A 20,421-nucleotide genomic window follows, 5' to 3' on the forward strand; every position below is an offset into this window, starting at 1 on the left:
TACTTTCGCGCTTATTCCTTAACGGTAGCCGGTATCGTTACATCCATTATGCTTGTTCGCCGGAACGTATGCAAGCGGATTCAGCCCCTACGCTTTGGCCGGCTGCACAGCAGGCACCGCCTGACGCTGCCTGCGCAGTCCGGTTGCCGCCGCCGCAACGGCGATCGCCGTCAGCATGATAACAATGAGCGCCCATACGCTGCTTTGCACGGAAGGGCCGCCGAAGAGCAGATTCATCAGTCCCTCCACCGCATAAGTCGCGGGCAAATATTCGCTGATTCCTCTGTAAAATCCGGAAAGCAGCTCGCGGGGGACCATCGCGCCAGAGGATACAAGCTGAACCGACAGCATCGTAATGTTAAACAGCATGCCGGCGTTGCCGAAGATCATCAGAAACATTTGCGAGAAAAACATAAACGTCAGCAAAAACAGCGATTCGAACAGCCACAGCGAAAGAAATCCGGTGACGGTTTGGCCGCCGAGAGCAAGCACGAACGCAGATCCGACGAGCGCAATCGCGAAGGCGGATACGATGTTAATGACCGCACGGGCTGCGAACTTCTGCCATTTGCCGACGGAGCCACCCAGCATGATCGACGATTGATGCACGTTCATGCCCATGATCATCGCGCCCACAAAAGATGCGAGCACAAGCATCATCGGGATCATCTGGTTGGCCGTCCCCTTAACGGTATTCGAAAATTGGAAATCCGAAACGACCTTTTCCGCCAAACCTTGCGCCATGCCCTGAGCCTGCTGGGCCGGAACGTTCGCCTGCGTCAAAACCGCCTGAGCGCCCTGCGCGACCGCCTCTTTGTTGACCGTTGCCGTAACGCCGCTTGCTACGCTTTGCATGATGCTTTTGATCAGCGACGGGTTCGATTCGTTGATCGCATATTCGATCGGGGCTTTCTCGCCCGGCGTTTGCAGCGCTTTGGAGAAGTTTTGCGGAATATGCATAACCATCTGCACCTCACGGGCTTCCAGTTTCGCCTTCGCCTGCTCCAGGCTGCTTTCCGGCTGCACGGCAAACGGCAGGCTCGCGGCCAGGTTATCCGCCACCTTCTTGCCCATGCCCGCATCCTCGTTTACGACGGCGATGCGAAGCTGATTCGTGCGGTCGCTCACTCCGGCGTAACCGGTCATCCAGATGACGCTGAAAATAATCTGGAACATCAGCGCGGTCACGATGCCGATGATTGTCGTCGGTTTTTTCAAAAAAGCTTGAATCGTTTGTTGCATGGTTTCTCCACTCCTCTTTCTTTAAATAAACATTTGTTTTAATTAAACGTTTGTTTAAAATATAACAGCTCATTTGAAAGTTGTCAACTATTGCCACAAATTATTATAAAGATATGAGTGCAAGATTCGTCGTCCGTCGTCACCCCCATGGACGAAGCGCTTGCCGCGCGCAAGCCGGTGCTGAACTGCTCCTGCGGATAATCCGAGCAAATGAAAAAACCACCGTTACTACAGTTAGTATAAAAACTGCTGCAACGGTGGTTTTGCTTTTTCGCAACTGCCCGGGCAGGAACAAACTCAAACTTCATGGTACGAGTGTGAAGTCTCCTCTCAATTTTCCAGTATACCGATCACCCGGATGGGGCCTATGAGTCCGCTTGGTTCCTGCTGCGCAAAAGCCGACAGGAAGTCCCGCTGATCTTTCGCGAGCGTATTCGTCACTTCAATGACAAGCTTGTTTTTGCCCTTCCGTATAAGGCCGTTGATTTCCAAGCGGTAAGGAGGACAGATGCGTACCCCTGCATGTTCACCGTTCATCCATACTTCCGCCGTTTCATACACTTCACCTAAATCAAGATGAGCTTGGTTCGCCGGTCCGTTCCATTCAAATTCCGTTTCATAACGGAAAGTTCCTGTAAATCGTGGCAAATAATCAGGGCCGCTCATATTCGTTAAATTCGTCAGCTTTCCCCATTCTTCGAATTGAGGATAATGTTCGGCATCGGCGGTCGAAACCGTCCATTCGCCTTTCAGCTCAATATCCGAAGAAATCGTATACCTCGGCGGCGCGGTATAACCTTCGAGATCGGGGCCATGGAGCAGGACGACGGATTCGTACGGATGGAGATCAAGCTGCACCTTGTTCGCGCCGTTCACCTTTTTTACATTCAATCCGATCAACCGATTCAGAAAGGCGTCATATGCATATACATCACCTTCGATAGGCAAAACAATCTCCGTATGAATGGTTTGATGCGGATGTTCATTAAAGAACATAAAAACATCCAAATTTTTATGAGCATAATGATAATTCCGAAGATACGGTTCGTATTTTTCGACTCTAATATCGTAATGTCCGTCTGCAATAAGCTCTTGCGCCAGCTTGTCCAAGGCTGCAAGTTTAACATTCCGGTGATTGGCAAGACTGGACAGTTCGGCAGAAATATCATCGCCCTCGCTCGACCGCAGCGGCAGCCCGTCAACAAAGCGAACGGCTATTCCTTGTTCGGCAAAGTGGAGCAAACGCCGAACCATCGCCGCCGGAAGCGCTTCTGCATAAGGCACGATCAGGCACTCGTAATCCTCGCGATTGACGTGCAGCTTGCCGGCTTTCACGCTCGCCGTTTCCACAAGAACATCGACGGGAAGAACGTCGCAGTCGATCTGATGCTGCATCAATTTTTTCACGGGCTTGTGAAAATACATCGATTCCCCGGACCATTCGGCTTCGGCATGATATAGAACGGCTGCGGTCGCCACATGCCTTCCGCCCGAAATCAGGTGGCTGATCCGATTCATATATCGATTTAAATGCTTATAGTGGCGGTACTGCGGATTTTTCCCGCTCGCATACATATGCGGCGGACAATCCGGATCCGGAAATGCTTTCTGAGTAAAGGCATGCGGGACAAAATAATTGACCCCGCGAACGAGCATATGGTCGGTGATCCATTTCATCAGCTTGAGGCCTTCCGCCCAGCCATACGCCCCATATACTTCACACATCGTCCGGCCCCGTTTTTTCGGATCGATGTGTCCAAGAGACACGCCAAGCTTGGCGAGGCCATAGTGGTAAAATTCACTATCCGTCTCACCACTCGTCGGTTGGCGGAAAGACATTTCATCGAAGCCGGGAACGATTTGCCACAGCACCACATCGATGCCCGACATGTCTTGTCCCCAGAGCGAGCGGAAGAAGTGTCCGGTCCCGGGGCCAAGCCTGGCGTGAACGTTGTTATCTTCAAGTACGTGTCCGATGTATTCTACTCCACGGGCTCGGCACCATGCTCCGATTTGGCTGCAGAAGTTTTCCGCGTAGAGCTTGCTGACGATATTCATATAGGCGTACCGGACGATATTCGACTGTTCTCCCGCATCATGCCAGAGGAGATACAGCTGCTTCCGGTAGTCTTCACCGAGCGCCTGCTCAAGCAAGTCCGGCATTTCCCTGCTCCAGGGAAGCGGCACTCCCTGTTTTCCAGGCTTCGAATTGAAATCAAAGGTCGTCTTATCATTGTAAAATCCGGGTTCATCCGAGAAAAATCCGGCAAACGTCTTTCCGAAATCGGCCTTATATCGTTCATAAACCGTCTCATAAACCGTATCGATCAGAATACGTACGGAATCCCGATCCAGCGGGTTCAAATAATCTTCCTGCTGCTGGCTGCCGCCATCCTTATTTTCCGAAATAATAAAGACTCGCCAATACCCTTCAGGGATATCCCAATAAAGGATGCCGTCATGCACAAGTTCGGTGATGTCGATACTGTCACCCGTCAACGATCCATCAGCCGGATTTCGGCGGACCGCGACAACGGAAATCAGCTTATTTTTGCCGCTCGCTTTTTGCGGATGAGAGATGGTCGGCCGAAGCCCGCTCATCAGCAAAGTATCCAGCAGCAGAGATGTCCCTTGCGCAGGACCGACGGTATCGATATAACGTTCGCCCAAAAACTTGCGATGAAGCTCTTCCGGAGCCTCCTTCACCTTGCCTGCCGCATGTCCCGTTGGAAAATGATCGTCATCCAGCAGCCAAACCTTCATGCCGCGCTTTCGGGCTTCATCCATAATGATGTCCATATCCGTCCACCATTTCGGCCCGAGAAAATCCGGATGAGGCCGGGCTTCGATGCAAACGGCTCCAATCCCGGCTTCATGAACGCGGGCCATCTCTTCCCGAATCACCTGCTCTTCTTCTCCATGCTGCCACAGAAAAGGCAGGATATAGTTATGTTCCTGCCCTTCCAGCACTTCCTTTAGACGATTGCTCACGGTATCATCCTTCCTTGTAATAACGGACAAGAGCCCCAGTTTTATAGGGCTCCGTCCTATTTCTTATTTCTTCTTCTTTGCATACCACTCGCGCGCTCGCTTCGTTACTTCGTCTCCGCCGCTGCTTTTCCATTTTTGAACGAATTCGTCAAATTTCTCGATCGGCCAGTCACCGACAATAATCTTCGACATATATTCTTGGTAAAGCTTATGCGCCTGGATATCGGGGTAACCGTCATAGATCGAAGTAGGAATTCCATTGCCTGCGATCGTCTTCCCGTCTTTTTCCGCAACCGTCATCGCGTCAATCATCATCTGGGCAATCTTAGGTTCGTATGAATCCTGAATTGTTTTCGTGATCTGCTCTTTTGTAATAATCGGGTATAATTCGCTTCCGATCAAATAGGTCATATCCGGACTTACCGGCAACAGTTTTTTCTTGCCATCCTTTACTTCATGATGCTCGCCTTCGATTCCGAAAAGAACAAAGTCACGATTCTCGGGTTTCGCATAAAACTCCAGGAGCTTCATCGCTTCCACAGCGTTTTTGGACGATTTTGGAATAGCCCATTGCATACTGTTGATTTGCCAATTCGGAGTAAAGCCTTGGAACCCGTCCACCTTGGGCACGGCCATACCGACAATATTGGCATTCGGATTCACTTTAGACAAATTTTCGTTGAAGAATTTTTGGATACCATCCGTGACATGGTACCAGCTTCCGATCTTGTCTTGCTGGACCTTTGCTTTCCAAGTCTGTTCTTTATTCAAGAACGTTTCATTATCCAGCAATTTTTCTTTGTAAAGCTCGTGGGCAAATTTAATGGCTTCTTTCATATTCGAAGTTACTGCCGAATAGGTCAGTTCATTGTTGTATACATCCCAAACCGGGTAACCTTCGATCGTTGCAACGCCATACATCAGAAACAATTGATCCATCCAACGCCCAAGTTCCCTTCCGCTGGTCGGAATCTCGTCCGCTTTGCCGTTGCCATTGGGATCTTGATCGCGGAATGCCTTCAGGACGGCAACATATTCGTCCTTCGTTGTCGGAACCTTCAGGTTTACCTTGTCCAACCAATCTTTGCGAATCAGTGAAGTGTACCTTGGGTACAAATTGACTCTAGGTATGAAATAGATTTTTCCATCCGGAGAGTTAGCACGTATGGAATCCCATACATCCTTGGGGATGGTCTGATACAAAGTAGGCGCATACTTTGGCAGCAGATCATCCAGGGCAAGCAAAGCGCCTTGCTTCAGCAGCGTATCTTCAACTCCCTTAGGCAGGAACAAATCCGGAAGTTCATTTGCCGCCATCTTGACGTTTAATCCTTTCGTAAAGTCGGTACCGCCATTCCATGGCAGCGTTTCCGCTTTGATTGAAATCCCTGTTTTCTCCGTAACGTATTGAATCTGTTTATCGCTTGGCCCGGGCATTTTCCCATAATCGCTATACATGAGGATGCTGACTGTCTTGATTCCCTTGTTCTGTTCAGTCTCGGAAGCATTTCCAGCTGCTTTGTCACTTTCACCTGAACTTGTGGTTGTACAGCCTGCCGCTGTTAAGGCTAGCAATGATCCTGCCGTTAACATTGCGACCATACGTTTCGTTGTTGATTGTATTGCCATGTTTCCGACCCCTTTCGTTTCGCATTAATTTATATATTAAGCTTTAAGCCTAATATCATTCCTTCACTGAGCCGAGCGTTGCGCCTTTAACAAAATATTTTTGAATGAACGGATACACCAGAATGATGGGAATTGTAGCAACGATAATCGCAGCAGACTCGATCGTCTGCGTGTTATACTCAAGCGTCCCTGCAACCCGGATGTCGACAAGACCTTCCGATTCCGTGATGAACTCCCTCAGCTTTAATTGCAAGGGATACAACTTTTTATCCGTAATGAAGAGAACCGCATGGTAAAATAGATTCCAGTAAGAGACAGCCATAAATAATCCAACCGTTGCCAGTACAGGTTTGGATAACGGCATAACAACTTGCAGCAGAATCTGATAGGCATGTGCACCGTCCATATGTGCCGCTTCCTCAAGCTCGTGGGGCAATTGTCTGAAGAAAGTTACGACAAGCATTAAATTAAACACATGAATAAGACTCGGGATGATCAAAGCAAGCATGCTGTTATAAAATCCGTAACTCTTCAAGACAAGAAAGTAAGGTATCATCGGTGGCTTGAAGATCATCGTTAAAATGACAGCTAATAATACAATTTTCCGAATCACGAATGCTTTCTTCGTCAGAGGATAAGCCAATAGACAAGTTAGAAACAATCCAACAACAGTTCCGACAATGGTAACAAATACATTAACACCAAACGATTGCCACAAATCAGTGCGAGTTAAGATATGCTTCCATGCCGAAATATTAAAGTCAACTGGCCATAAAAATACTTGTCTTCCCTCTGCCGCAACTTTAGAGCTAAGAGAAATTGCAGCTACATGGACAATCGGAAATAGCATCGTCAATGATAACAAAGCTAGTATGATGTAGTTTGCACTTGAGAAGACACGCTCCCCAAAACTCGTCTTCATTTACCACAACCCCTGTCCTGTTGTTTTGTTGGATAACTTGTTGAAGGACCATAGCAAGATGAAACCAATGACCGACTGGAATAATCCGATTGCGGTTGTAATGCTGTATTGTCCGCCTAATGCCCCCACCCGGTATACATACGTATCGATAATGTCCCCGGTCGAATTCGTCATTGGAGTGAGAAACACATACACTTGCTCAAATCCGAGCTCAAGGAATGATCCGATCTTTAAAAGAAATAAAACCATAATCGTCGGGATCAAGGAGGGCAGTGTGATGCTTACGATTTGTCTTATCTTGCCGGCTCCATCCATGGTTGCCGCTTCATACAAGCTGGGATTGATGCCTGCGATAGCTGCCAGATAAATAATGGCGCTCCATCCGGTCTCCCGCCAAATCGCAGAAGCGACAACGATTCCTTTGAAATACTCGGATTTCTGCATGTACAAAATAGGCTCGGCGCCTAACAGATGCCTTATGCTGTTTACGATGCCATGGAGCGAGAGTAATTCGAAAACCAATCCGGCTATGATGACCCAAGACAAGAAGTGCGGGAGGTAAAAGAAAGTTTGCAGAAAACGTTTAAAGACCATGAGTCGAATTTCGTTTAACAGAACGGCAAGAATAATGGGAGCCGGAAATCCGAACAACAATTGATAAGTACTTATTAGGATTGTGTTCTTTAGCACATTCAGGAAATCCGGGTAACGAAAGATGTACTCAAAATTTGCCCAACCCACCCAGGGACTCTTGAATATGCCATTGAGGATCTGATAATCCTGAAACGCAATGACAGATCCGAGCAAAGGGATATACCGGAACATAATAAAGAAGACGATTCCCGGCAGTGCCATCGAATAAAGCATCCAATGCTTTCTTAGATGGTCTAATACGCCGGAGGACTTTTTCGCAACAAGCGCTTCTTGATGGTTAGATAATGTGACTGGTTTCATCTCTATCTGACTCCTCCACTTCTGTTTGACTCAAGAATAACGGGCATCTATAGCCGGTTTCAACACCCTAGTTCTCCAATCCACCGCTTAATGCAACAAATTGACGAATAAAAAGAGGATTTAGATATATATTGTTGGATTTGTCGATAAAAAAAATAGAAACGGAGAGCTTTATCCGCTCTACCGCTTCAATATGAAATCGTTCTATTTACGACATTGATAACTATATCTTTGCAATAATGAGCAATTACAGGAAAAATTAAACGGCCTCGATCCGATGGATTCAGGACCAAGGCCGCAATACCTATTTGTTTAATCCCAGTGCCTTCACAATAATCGTCACTGCCTCTGCTCTCGTTGCATTTGCCTGAGGTTTGAAGCTTCCGTCGGAATATCCTTCAATGATTCCGTTCTTCTTGGCTGCTTCTACGGCTGCTTTGGCCCAGGAGGAGAGAGCGGATTCATCGGAAAACTGCGAATCACTGCTTACCCCGGAAGGCTTCACAACATAGTAGATCATGACGGCCATCTGCTCACGGGTAATAAGGTCATCGGGGCCAAAAGTGGAATCGTTATAACCGCCTGCAATACCGTTAGCGGTCGCTATGGATATGTAATCCTTCGCCCAGTGGTTAGCGGTATCTGTAAAGGTCTTCCCTGCTTTATCTTCCAGTTTGAATGCTTTTACCAGTATGGTGATAAACTCCGCTCGGGTGATGTTGTTATTTGGTTTGAAGCTTCCATCTCCATATCCGCTAACGGCTCCCAAGGTTACCAATTTGTTGATAGCAGCCTCCGCCCAATGGCTCTTTACATCACCTAAGTTAGACGAAGATTGTGCCGGTGTTGCTGTTGGTGCGGGTGTTGCTGTTGCTGTTGGTGCAGGTGTTTCAGTGGGCACCGGTGCAGTTGCGGAGCTGCTCGCAGATGATGTATTTGAGTGGCGCGATCTGCCAGAACTTGATGGAGCCCTGATAACATCGATATTGTACGTCTTTTGGCTGCCGTCCTGTGCTGTTACCACTATCGGAATGGCAGTGTGTCCAACACCTAATGCTATGGCCTCAGATGCAACTTCGGTGGCTGCAGGATTATCGTTAATTTTAACACTTGCACCGCCGTCGTATACGCTGGCCGTTACTGTGGTTCTGGAAACATTGTTGCTAACACGCAAAGTATAGGAGGTTACGTTCGGGTCAAAATTAGGTGTCAACGAACCTGCACTTAAAATAAGTCCTTTGAGGTTATTGCTGGCCCAAATCACCCGTACATCGTCTATAAACATTGAGTTCTGGTTGGCCGCCCCTGTCTGGAAGCTAACATTGTCCAGGCTGGTTACCGGTGTTGTAAATGCTATCCCTGACGCCATTAAAATTTGGTTAACATATATGTCATACTTATCTATATCAGGATTTGCTGCCAGCTTTATATTATACCATGTATTCGGGGATACCTTCTGAATTGCTGTACCGTCTGCCATCAAATTACCGGATCCATTCATATATACAGATGCCGCTACTGTATTTCCGCTCCTCAATTGGAACCTGTCACCGGCCACATCACTGCCATCCTTGAAATTCCATTGAGCAATGACCGCTCCCGTTTGACTGGCAAATGTCTTGGAAACCTGAGCATAGTTGATCGTTGAATTGTCCTTCAAATACACACTCCTGAGGACACTAACGGTACAACCGCCGCATCCAGGAGCTGTCGGCGCATTTTCATTCGCTATGGAAACAGCCGTACCGGAAGGCTGGCTTACGGTCCAACTGGGAGCTGCTCCCACAGCCTCGTTATCAAAGGTATCGTCCAGCAGCGCCTTAATTGAATCTTTCAGATCGTCCATATATAGTGTAACACCGTTATATGTGGAATATCCGTAAGTTTTTGGTTTTCCATCTGAAGCCATATCATACAGAAACCGATTAGGCTGATTTCCTTGACGTGGACCAAATGTTGCCCTTAAATTCATTTCACCTGGCTTCGGACCGGTTAATTTAATGTTAGCTTCAAAAACGCTTTCTGCAGTCGAAGTCATACCCATTTTCAGGGTTACATATCCGTTATAGAAATTCACGCCATCGTCACTAAAGTTATCGTAAGTTTTTGTATTTCCGCTAATGCTGATGTATCCTGAGTTTTTCCCATCAATTCTCGTTGTACCTGAGGTTGTTTCTGTCGAAGTTAAAGCACCCGGAATAATATCAGGAAGTGTTACAGCCGGCACAGGTGTTTTTGGTGTATAATCAAGCAGTTTCACGATCCGAATACGCAGTATTCCGGTGCCTCTTAGCACTTCCATAAACATGGCACGTTTCCCGTCCGGATGCCAGGACATAGGGGAATAGTAAATCCAATTAGGATCCATGTTGAGATTTATTCCCATGTACCCATCTTCGTTCATAGAACGATCAATGTCTACCAATACCGGACCGATGCTGCCATCCCTCACAGCGCGTACCGATTTTACAGCATTACCATACAAAACTGCAGCTAAACCCGGCACGTTGGGGATGGGAAACAGTCCAAATATTGCCGTAGTTGTATTTCTAGAAAACCGGTCACCAAATTCCAGGCCTAAACGTTCATCGGGTGACATAATCGTTGTTTCATCATAACCAGGTGTTATTGTGATGGGTGTGACAACTCCGGTCATCAAATCCGTCGCAACGGAATCGGTATTCACATTATCAGATCTGCCTCCAGCACTGCTTATTGCTTGTCCGCCATGTATAAACTGTTTCACTTCCCCCGCACTCACACGTTGCATGTTTTCGATAGTATATTTATCCGTTCCACGTGTCAGGGTACCATAGTATGAATTTGCACTCGCTAAGGAGGTGAGTGTCGTCCAACTCATATGATTATTGTCAGGCGCTATGATTATTTCTGACCAAAGACGAATTGCACTACTTACGATGCTCGCCGGATATTCTACCGGAACCAGTTGTGAGCTTGTGCAGGCGTCAATATTGGGCGTGCATTCAAGGACATAATCTCCTAGCAGTACCCGTTTATTGTCCTGATATGGCATCAGCCGAAAACCGGAAACTCCCTTTCCAATGGGCGTTATTAATCCCGAGAAAATATTCTTAAACTCCGTACCATCATCGTTGACAACAGCAATGTTCCAATAATTGGCCGTATCGATATCGTTCGCTGTTTTATACGCAACAAGTACTTTCCCAGAGTATGTATAAGTACCAACTTCTATTTGTGCCACAGTACTAGGCAGTGACATAGTACTTACTCGCACCCTTCCAATTTCACCAACAGAAGCAGGTGCGCCTAAAACAGATGCCGGTACCATCGACAATAAAATACTTAGCATAACCAGGGCTGATATGATTCTTTTCTTCAACACATTAACCTCCAGCTTCATAATTGAGATTTGGATCGCAATTGCGACAAGGTCATTCAGTGCCTTCTGCTCATTTGGAAGACGAAGAATCGAAAGTTCAATCAGTTTGTAAGCGATTTCTCAAATCTGTACAATGTGTTACTTTGACTCATCCCATTTCACCTCCCAAATTTGGTATCAGGTATGTCTAAATTTGTACGCGCTTACACAAAACACTGTATTATTTAGGGGAAGGCTAGCAGAAAACGTTTAAATACCTTAACTCGAATTTCGTTTAACAGAATGGCATGAATCTCCACTTCGGTTTGACCTAAGAATACAAGCATCTCAAGCCAGACTCAACATCGAAGATCTCTAATCCACCGCTAAATGCAACAATGTGCCTAATGTTTAGAGGAAATAGATATAGATTGTTGGATTTGTAGATAAAAAATAGAAGCGGAGAGCCTTTTCCGCTCCTCCGCTTCAACAAGAAATCGTTCTACCCTTTATATTTGCCGGGCGTAACCCCTTTGATTTTTTTAAAATTGCGAATAAAGCTGTTTTCGCTTGCGTATCCGACTTTCTCCGAAACCTCGGTTACTTTCAAATTCGTATTCTTAAGCAATTGTTCCGCTTTCTCAATGCGTACTCGAGTTATATAATCATAGACAGCATTTCCGGTCTCTTGATTAAAGATACTATTGGCCTGGGACGGACTGATGCCTGCCGCCTCAGCTACATGCGCCACACCGATATTTTCCGGATAGTGCTCTTGAATAAAATCAATCATTTTCCTCAGGTAGTTATCGTGTTTCGTTGGCTTTCTTTTCTTGACCTCTTCTGCCAATTTTGCGGCTTCATCCGAAGCCATAAGATGCAAATCCGCAAACGATAATGTATGAAGGGAATCAAGTGATTCCATCATTTCCTGAAATTGATCATCGTCATGATCCCTGAATTCTTTTATCATTTCCTTCATCAGGCTGGAATACCACCGAAAGACGAATGGGGGCTTAGCCATAGCCGTTTCCCAATCGATTCGTATTTTCTCTAAGATGCTGTTGACATATTCCGGTTTTCCTTCTTTAATTCCTTGCACGATTTCGTGGATTGTTTCGCTTTTCGAGCCACCGCCCGACGCTTCTGAGTATGGTAAGGCTTGCTCCGGGACATGGAGTTTCTGATAGCCGGCATACAAGCGGTCCAACAACAACCCTTCTACTTGCTTGTAACGAATGCTTAGCTGGCTGCTGATAGGATTAAGCGGCTCGCCAACACCGATGGAAATCGAAATTTTTAATAACTTGTTCGTCACTTCGATCCCGTATTGAAGCTTATCATAGAACATCTGTATTTCGATATCTGGGGATAGAGGCTGTACAATGAAAGCGCTGCGGTCCTGAGTTAAATCCTCAAACTGCACTCGAAAACCTTCACCAAGAACCTCCTCGAAAATATTGCCTATTGCAAACTTAAGCACTAGCTGGTCATCTTGTTTGTATTCATTCAGCCACTTGTAATAGGCATCAACCGAAACGATAACAGCGTAAACGGGCAGGTCGGAACGCCAATCCGAATATAACAATCGCCACTTTCGATCAAATTCCTTGCGGCTTAGCTTTCCGTAAACCGTATCTTGAAGAAATTTGGCTTTTAATTCTTTGTTGCTGGTGTGCAGGACGGTAAGCTGAGTAAGGAGTCTGCCGACATAGGATTCCAATTGAATCAGGTCCACCTCCATGGCCTCATTCCGATGGTTCTGAACCATTTTGATAATTCGTTCAATCGGTCTGAAGGTGATACGATGAATTTGGAAGATGATCATCATTCCGATCAACATGGTGATGGCTGACACCACGAAGGTCATGGTTCGAATCCATTTCACCTTCCCAAGAATTTGCTCTTGGGGTACTGCATAAATGTAATTCCATCCGGTTGATGTTGAGGTCATCTGGGTTATAAAAAATCGGCTTGGGTTCAAAATATCTTTATTGGGTTCGCCAACCGAAAACAAGATCTCTCCATTCGAGTCTTGAATGATTCGAATGGCTTCGCTCACATTGGACTCGGCAGGAATCATTTGGGAAAACAACTTTGAAGATTTAAGGTTTATCACCAGAAACCCCGATATTTTATTGTCCTCGTATATTCTTCTAATCAAGCTTATAACTTCGCCTTGATCCTTCTTTCTTTTAACGAATGTCAACTTATTAGTGTCTTTGTCGACTCGAGCTAATTGCGGGAGCCAGCTTTTATCACCGAATGTTTCAATACTGGAATTAAATCCGTAAGGTGAACTGCCGACAACATGCTGATTATTCCCGTCATAGATATATATACTGTCGATTATCGAACTGTTTCGAGTTAACGTATCCAGCATAGATACGAGCCCAAGTATGGTGTCCATGTTTTTATGGTTATCATAATGCATAAAATCAATGGTTTTCGGATCGAGTACCGCATAAATAGAGGTTGTAATGATATCCGCCATCTTACTGTCAACATCGTCCCTGGCGAATGTGAGCATCTGTTGGTGAGGAACCTTGATCTCCTGTAGAAGCGAATATTTAGCAAGACTATACATCACAATTCCAACCATGGAGATGGCAAGGCCAATGACGAGTGTCAGTATGAGAATCAGCCTCGTCTTGATATTCGAATAAATCCATTTCGCTTTGAGCCTATGCAAGTTCATGCCATACTTTCCCCTTTAAAATTCATGTTCCCTTTATCCGTCTTTTCATTCACCGGGAAGCAAACAATGTAACTTCTTAATGATAGTAAACCATCCCTTGCAGATTTGCCAGTGGTTTCAATATCCATTGGCCGACTCAAATTAGCGGAGCACCCGCCTTTCATACTGAACGTACATACAAGCACCCCGAATTTTTTTCGGGGTGCTTTTGAGCGAACGATGTAAAGTGAAGTATTGTATATTATTCCAACAGATCTTCGATATTTAATGTGATACCATTGTATGTAGCATATCCGTAGCTCTTGGGCTTACCGTCTGCATCTGTATCAAACAAAAGCTTTGCAGGGGTGGCTCCTCCGAGTGCCGAAAACGTTGCCCTGAATTTCGTCTCACCCTGCTTAGCGCCCGTCAATTGAACATTAGCTTCATAACGGCTTTCACCGGCAGCATTAATAGTTGTCTTCTCATATCCATTATAGAAATTCACGCCATCATCGCTAAAGTTCACATACTGTACTTCCGACTGTCCTGAGAAAATGGAAGATCCACTTCTTTTATAGATGAGGTAACCCGAGGATTTACCTGCAATTTTCCCGTCCACATTCGGATTAACGGAACTGAGTACGGTCAAGTCTTTTATACCATACGGGATATTATCGGTAGTTGGTTTAATCGGAACAGGTTTGTGAGGTTTATAATCAAGCAGGTCTACTTTCTGAATCCGCATTTGCGAGCCGCCGCTGCCCCTATACACTTCCAGCCACATAGCACGTTTGCCTTCCGGATGCCAGGACATAGGTGAATAATAAACCCAGTTCGTATCGGTAGTGAGTTGAACCCCTTTATATCCTGCTTGGGTTTTGGAACGATTGATGTCGATCAATACCGGACCGATGTTGCCATCCCTGAAATTGCGTACCCCGGTTATTGCATACGTATACAGCGGCCACATCATATCCGTGAAGGTATATATGCCATAGGGTCTGGGCATGAGTCCGAATATGGCCGGGTCCGTATGTTCTGAGAATCGGGTGCTCATCACCATTCCCAACCGCTCGTCAGGGGAGAAGATGGTTGTTTCATCATATCCGGGAGTATAGGTGATTTGCGTAGTATTTTCGGAATTCAAATCCTGTACGACGGAATCGGGAGTACTGAATGCCTTCCCCCCAACAACGGATATTGCATTTCCTCCTTTTACAAACTGCTTTACTTCTCCTCCTCTCAAGGGGTTGGGAATCATAAAACCTGGCCTATTCGGGTCATTTTTAAAGGTCGGTATTGTACTAATGAGCTGCACCTTTTCGAGAACATAGCTATCCGTTTTACGATCCAAGACGCCGATAGCTGCCGCTCCGCCAATATCCGAGCGGAGAATTGTCCAACTCATATGCTTATTGTCAGGTGCTATGATTATTTCTGACCAGTGTCTGGTTATGCGTGCATCATCTACTAAGCTCGACGGAAATACGACAGGAACTATTTTTGCGCTAGTGCTGTTGTCGATGCTCGGCGCGCATTCCAGCACATAATCCCCCAGTAGCACTCGCTTATTATCCTGGAATGGCATAATCCGGATACCGGGCGACTTTGGCTTTGTTGGTATGACTCCGGAATAGATGACCTTAAAATTTGTTCCATCATCGTTTAGAACAGCGATGTTCCAAAAATCGGCCGTATTGATATCGTTTTCAGTTTTATAAATAATGAGCACTTTCCCTGAGTAAGTGTAAGTACTGCTCTCCAATTTCTTCACAGAAGACGGCAATGGAACAGTGCTTATAGCCACTCTTCCAATTCCATTTTTGTTGGCTTCTACGCTGTTGCTGTCTGAAGATACGTTTGAAGCGAATGCCGGCGTTGCTGCGGAAAATAAAAGACTCATCGTAACTAGGACTGGAATCATTATTTTTTTCATCATACTCGCCTCCGACTTTAAATAATACAGATTCAACTCAACATTAAAGTCAAGCACATTATTATACTGTCATCGTGCGGAAGATTATTTGCGTCACTAGCCCAGTTCCATATTAACTCTTGCAAACGGTTCCAAATGCAGTTCAACGACTTCGGCCAATTTTTCCGAATCGAATATTATCTCATTCCAATCACCTCCCATAGAGTTTTGGATGTCATGTACTCTTCTGTTTGACTCAAGAATACGGGCATGTATACCCGGACTCAATATCGAAGATCTCCAATCCACCGCTAAATGCAACAAGTTGCCGAATAAAAAGAGGATTTAGATATATATTGTTGGATTAGTAGATAAAAAAATATAAGCGGAGAGCCCTTTTCGCTCTCCGCTTCAACATGAGCAGTAAGAAGAAACCGCCCGGTTTGGCGACAAGAAAATCGATGGTCGGGCGCGGCGCAAAAGGGCCGCGTTATTTGCCCGCCTTGCTCATATACTCTACGTATTCCTTCTCGGCGTCTGCCGTTGCTGGATACCATTCCTTTTCCAGGAAGTCCTTGAACTCCGCAGGGTAATCGTGGAGGGGGGACCGGGGCAAGTGATCCTGAACTAAATTTTTCCTCGAGCTGCTTTAAATAACTTTCACCGTTACGAAAAATATACTCACTCCATATTACCCGCCCGCTCGCGTTTACTCCTGGCGGTACAAGCTGTCGTAATCGTCCGGATCCAGGCTGTACGGCTGCGTATCGGGCCCGCCCGACACGATATCGGCCGCCTTGGCGTACCGGAACACGCAGCTCCGCGCCGCGAGCACGGCGGTTTCCCGCCCGGTTTCCTTCAGCAGCTGCATGTACTCGAAATCGCGGATGCCGCGCTGCAGCCACTTGTACCGGAGCGATAGCAGCGGAGAACCCCGGCGTCCGGGATAAACGAAGTTCGTATCCCCCGCCGGCCAAACGGAAGGGCGGTAGCGTACGCTGCGCATCGGTTCGTCCGGCCAAACGGTATAATTCCAGCGCAGCATTCCGTCGTATCCGAGTTCCTCGGCCAGCCAAGGCAGCAGCCGCGATTCGAGCGCCGGGGAGCGGAGAAACGTATTCGGCTTGTCGGGATAGCAGCAGACGTAAAACAATCGTCTGCCCGGAACGGTTGGCGGGCCTCCTGTATATTCGAGGGCGCAATGCAGGATCGGCACCGCATCATGCATCCCTTCGAGCGGCTCATGCAGGAATTCCTGATGATTGATCGCCACCTTCAGGCGGAAGGAGGGCGCCAGCCGGCGAAGCCGCTCTGTCCGCAGCCGAAACAACTCGATGTCGGACGGTTCGTCGGCGAGAATGCGCACGCGCTGCACCCAACCTTTGACCGCGAAATGCGCCTCCAGCGAAACGATATAACGCTCAAGCGGCTCCCGCTCGCGAATGAACTTGTAGCTTCGGTCCGCTTCATCAAAGTAGCGGATGCGGATGCCGTCGGGATACCCGTCGACGATCGCGCCGTACATGTCCTTTTGCCAAATGTTCAGCAAGCCGAACACCTCGATCTCGCTCGAAATGCCGTGACGCTCTCCCAATTCGATATACCGGTCCAGCGCTGAGTAATCGTACGAAAACGTCCCGTCCTTCCGGCGAACCGTCCGTACGATGCTGTATTCAAACAAGTCGGACGGCTCCCCGTCCATATGTGAAAACTGCCCGGACCACGGAATTTCCGATACGACGACGGACAGCGCTTTTTGCCCGAGGGCCGCCAGGCTCGCCAGGTAGCGGTCGAGAATGGCGAAGTGCTCCTCCGACCAAAGCTCGGCGTCGTATTTGCGGGCGATGTTCGAAGGATGCTGCCACAGATCGAGGTAAAACCGGTAGTCTTTCGGTTCGGGCAGCATATCCTCGCGCACGCTCACGGTAAAGATCAGCTCTTCCATAAGACGCTCATCCTCGAACATCGTATGCCGGTACAAGCGAATCTTTCCCTCGTACATCGCCGGCGGAACGCCCGCCCCGGCTTCCAGCTCGATCCATACCTGCTGCACCTGCCGCGCCGCGACATAAAGGCTGCTCTGTTCCAGCAGCACATCGGATTTATGAAGTCCGTCGTCATCCGGGGTGAGCCCAATCAAATGGACCTTAATCCCGAGCGGACCGTCCATTTCGACCTCCAGGCGGACAATCGGCAGCGGACCGCCTTTCCAAAACAAGGTGTCTTCCGATACCGTGAGCAAAAAAGGTTCGTCCGCGCTCACGACGGCTTGAAGCGCCGCGCTGTCCCTACGCAAACAAACCAGTTCCTTGTGCTTACAAGCAGCGGCTTGGCGATGTTCCTCCCATCCGCCATAACCATTCGCGTATTTGTAAAACATCGACTGCAGTCCGGCGTACAAACGTATTCACGCTCCTTATGTTTATTGGGCCGCCGGATCTCCGGCGGCCCGTGTTCCGTTCCACATGCGGGCACAGCGCCGCGCGCGTATTCCGGCCGGCGGTGCCGCTCAGAGCCTTCGGCCGGCCGGAAAGCCCCTTCACCGGCACGCAGCCGGCTGCTTACTGATAGTTCGGGTTCATGATGCGCGCCTTATAAAACACGGCGCCGGTACGGGTTCGGGTCGCATCAGGCAGGAACATATCCACCGTGTCCGTACACCAGTTATTGACCGTACTGCATGCGCCGGGAGGAGATTTCGCCGTATCGGTCACCGTTTCCACCACCTGGCCCGACACCTGGTTGCCGACGGATTTAACGCCGACACGGCTGATGCTGCTCGCCCCTGCATACGTCAGGTCCAGTGAATTCGTCGATTTGACATATTGATATACCTTCCCTCCGGAAGCGACCCACAACCGATCGGTATCGCCGTATACCGGCTGGATATCGTGACCGTTCAGCTTCGTTACGTCTAACCGCACCTGTTCCGTAAGGGTCGGTGCCGCAGCGGTGCCGCCGACCTTAAGTCCGACGATCGCCGCGTTGCCGATCGTCCACAGCAGCTCGCCGGCAGGGTCCCACAGTACGCCGTGTGCGGAAGGCAGCGAGTACTCGGCGTAGGTCGCCGACGTGCTGCTTTGCGACGACGTATACACCCGGACCCAGCCGCCCGTGCTGGCGGCAATCGCCACGTTGCCGTTCGGCAGCAGCTCGGCCGCATGCGGGTTGCCCCCCACATTCGCCGCCCAAAGCTTCGCGTTGCCGGCCGGATAAGGAATGATGCCGGCCAGCCCCTTGGAGTCGGTCACGAGCATCACTTGCCCGCCGAAAAAGCTGCTGTTTCTAAGCCTCGCTTCGGTCGGAGTTCCCCAGTAAGCCGTAAGGCCGGAGAAGCCGTTCGAAGTTGTCGGCGCCCACGACCATTTCACCGCGCTGCTGCTGTTCCAATCGGCGGCGTTCGGGTCCATCACGAGGATTTTATCCGTGCTTTGCTCGCTCATCGCGATATCGTAATCGCCCGTTCCGGCTTTCGCCGGGTTCGGTCCGATTCCTTGCAGCAGCGCCGACAGCGTAACGGCGGCGGTCAGCACGACCGCAAGCCATAATCCCAGCCTCGATGTTCCGATCCATTTCAATCACGATTACCTCCTTCATTTGTCTTCCTAAAGTGACAACATCCCAAGCGGCATTTCGTAAATACAAACAAGAGAGCTTCACAACCGAGGTCCTGCAGCTCTCTTGGGATGCCAAGTTTATGGATCGGCTTTCCGCAGGCCGTCAGGCGCCGAGCGGCATCGGCCTTTCGGAATACGCGCGCGGCGCTCCGGCCGCAGAAGTATTTTCGGTCAATCGGATGCGGAACGCATTGCACCCGCCTCAATGCAGGTTCCTGCCTGGCGTTGGACCTTCACCTTTCATCCACGCTGCCGTCAGCCGGAAGTTCCATCCTGCGCTTGCTTGTAGTCATGAAGCAGCCGGCTCCAGCAGTCCGCTACCTCGTCCGGATCGGGATTTCGCACCTCGAACAGAAACGGCCCGGAGTAGCCTTGCTCGGACAGCGAGCCGATCACTTCGTTCCAGCGGATGATCCCTTTGCCCGGCAGCCAATGCCGCTCATCCGTGCCGTCGTAATCGGACATATGCACTGTGATGATGCGCCCGGAAAGCTGCCGGATAAAATGCTCGGGCGTCTCCTGCAGCAGATGGTTCACGTCGACGCATACGCCAAGCCGCCCGTCGCAGCTGACTAGCTCAAGCATCTCCCCGCTTGTGCGGCCGAGACACGTTCGCGGCAAGCATTCCACGGCGATGCGGACGCCAAGGCGCTCCGCCTCTCCGGCTAAAACCGGCAGCGCCAGTTTGCATGCCGCGATGCGCGCGGCCCGTTCCTCCGCCGCGATCGGCTCCCAGCTCGGATGCAGCACAGCCCTGCCGATGCCCCACCGCCCCGCAAGCTGCAGCAGCCGGGCATGCAGGGCGATCGCTGCGCTGCGCTGCGCTTCGTCCATGGCGGAGACGTCCCACGCCGTCCCGTAGGGCAGATGCATCGTCCATACCTCGATGCCGAGCTGCCTCGCACGGACGATCAGCTCGAAGCAGCAGCGCTCGTTCTCGGGCTCGAACATATCGAAGGCGGCGCTGCGCCAAGCCAGCTCGATACGGCGAATGCCGGCGGCGGAGAAGCGGCCGAGGTCAATGCCGCCTTGCTTCCACGCTTCGAGCGACAAAGAAACGCCTATCGGCCATTGCGCCGGGTCCGACTTCTCCGGGAACCGTCCGGCCCCTTGGTTGCCCGCCATTGGTAA

At 48.9% G+C, this 20,421-nt stretch carries 11 protein-coding genes; all 11 read right to left on the minus strand.

Going from position 1 to position 20,421, the window contains the following annotated elements:
- Positions 1 to 87: 87 nt before the first annotated feature.
- Positions 88 to 1,242: a YhgE/Pip domain-containing protein gene (locus MYS68_RS24375; RefSeq protein ID WP_248928328.1), complete on the minus strand. Its 1,155-nt coding sequence runs from the start codon at positions 1,240 to 1,242 to the stop codon at positions 88 to 90.
- Positions 1,243 to 1,572: 330 nt separating this feature from the next.
- Entirely contained in the window at positions 1,573 to 4,233 is a 2,661-nt protein-coding gene (locus MYS68_RS24380) for a glycosylhydrolase-like jelly roll fold domain-containing protein (RefSeq protein WP_248928329.1), read from the minus strand.
- A gap of 63 nt (positions 4,234 to 4,296) precedes the next feature.
- On the minus strand, positions 4,297 to 5,862 hold the full coding sequence (locus MYS68_RS24385; protein ID WP_248928330.1) for an extracellular solute-binding protein: 1,566 nt from the start codon (positions 5,860 to 5,862) through the stop codon (positions 4,297 to 4,299).
- A 55-nt stretch (positions 5,863 to 5,917) separates the two neighbouring features.
- A complete protein-coding gene (locus tag MYS68_RS24390; protein ID WP_248928331.1) occupies positions 5,918 to 6,784 on the minus strand; it encodes a carbohydrate ABC transporter permease in 867 nt (288 codons plus the stop codon).
- Positions 6,785 to 7,651, minus strand: coding sequence for an ABC transporter permease (locus tag MYS68_RS24395; protein WP_248931002.1), 867 nt, complete (start codon positions 7,649 to 7,651; stop codon positions 6,785 to 6,787).
- A 391-nt stretch (positions 7,652 to 8,042) separates the two neighbouring features.
- Positions 8,043 to 11,099, minus strand: a complete 3,057-nt coding sequence (locus MYS68_RS24400) for an S-layer homology domain-containing protein (RefSeq protein ID WP_248928332.1) — start codon at positions 11,097 to 11,099, stop codon at positions 8,043 to 8,045.
- Between the two features lie 481 nt (positions 11,100 to 11,580).
- Positions 11,581 to 13,776 carry a helix-turn-helix transcriptional regulator gene (locus MYS68_RS24405; RefSeq protein WP_248928333.1) on the minus strand — a complete coding sequence of 732 codons (2,196 nt, stop codon included), beginning with the start codon at positions 13,774 to 13,776 and terminating at the stop codon, positions 11,581 to 11,583.
- A 241-nt stretch (positions 13,777 to 14,017) separates the two neighbouring features.
- Positions 14,018 to 15,697 carry a hypothetical protein gene (locus MYS68_RS24410; protein ID WP_248928334.1) on the minus strand — a complete coding sequence of 560 codons (1,680 nt, stop codon included), beginning with the start codon at positions 15,695 to 15,697 and terminating at the stop codon, positions 14,018 to 14,020.
- A gap of 685 nt (positions 15,698 to 16,382) precedes the next feature.
- Entirely contained in the window at positions 16,383 to 18,074 is a 1,692-nt protein-coding gene (locus MYS68_RS24415; protein WP_248928335.1) for a DUF4091 domain-containing protein, read from the minus strand.
- A gap of 160 nt (positions 18,075 to 18,234) precedes the next feature.
- The gene (locus MYS68_RS24420) at positions 18,235 to 19,251 is read right to left on the minus strand and encodes a DUF6528 family protein (protein ID WP_248928336.1); all 1,017 of its coding nucleotides are present in this window, start codon (positions 19,249 to 19,251) and stop codon (positions 18,235 to 18,237) included.
- 294 nt (positions 19,252 to 19,545) lie between these two features.
- On the minus strand, positions 19,546 to 20,415 hold the full coding sequence (locus MYS68_RS24425) for a sugar phosphate isomerase/epimerase family protein (RefSeq protein WP_248928337.1): 870 nt from the start codon (positions 20,413 to 20,415) through the stop codon (positions 19,546 to 19,548).
- Positions 20,416 to 20,421: the final 6 nt, after the last annotated feature.

Origin of the sequence: Paenibacillus hamazuiensis (genome assembly GCF_023276405.1) — a bacterium.
GTDB classification, from domain to species: domain Bacteria; phylum Bacillota; class Bacilli; order Paenibacillales; family NBRC-103111; genus Paenibacillus_AF; species Paenibacillus_AF hamazuiensis.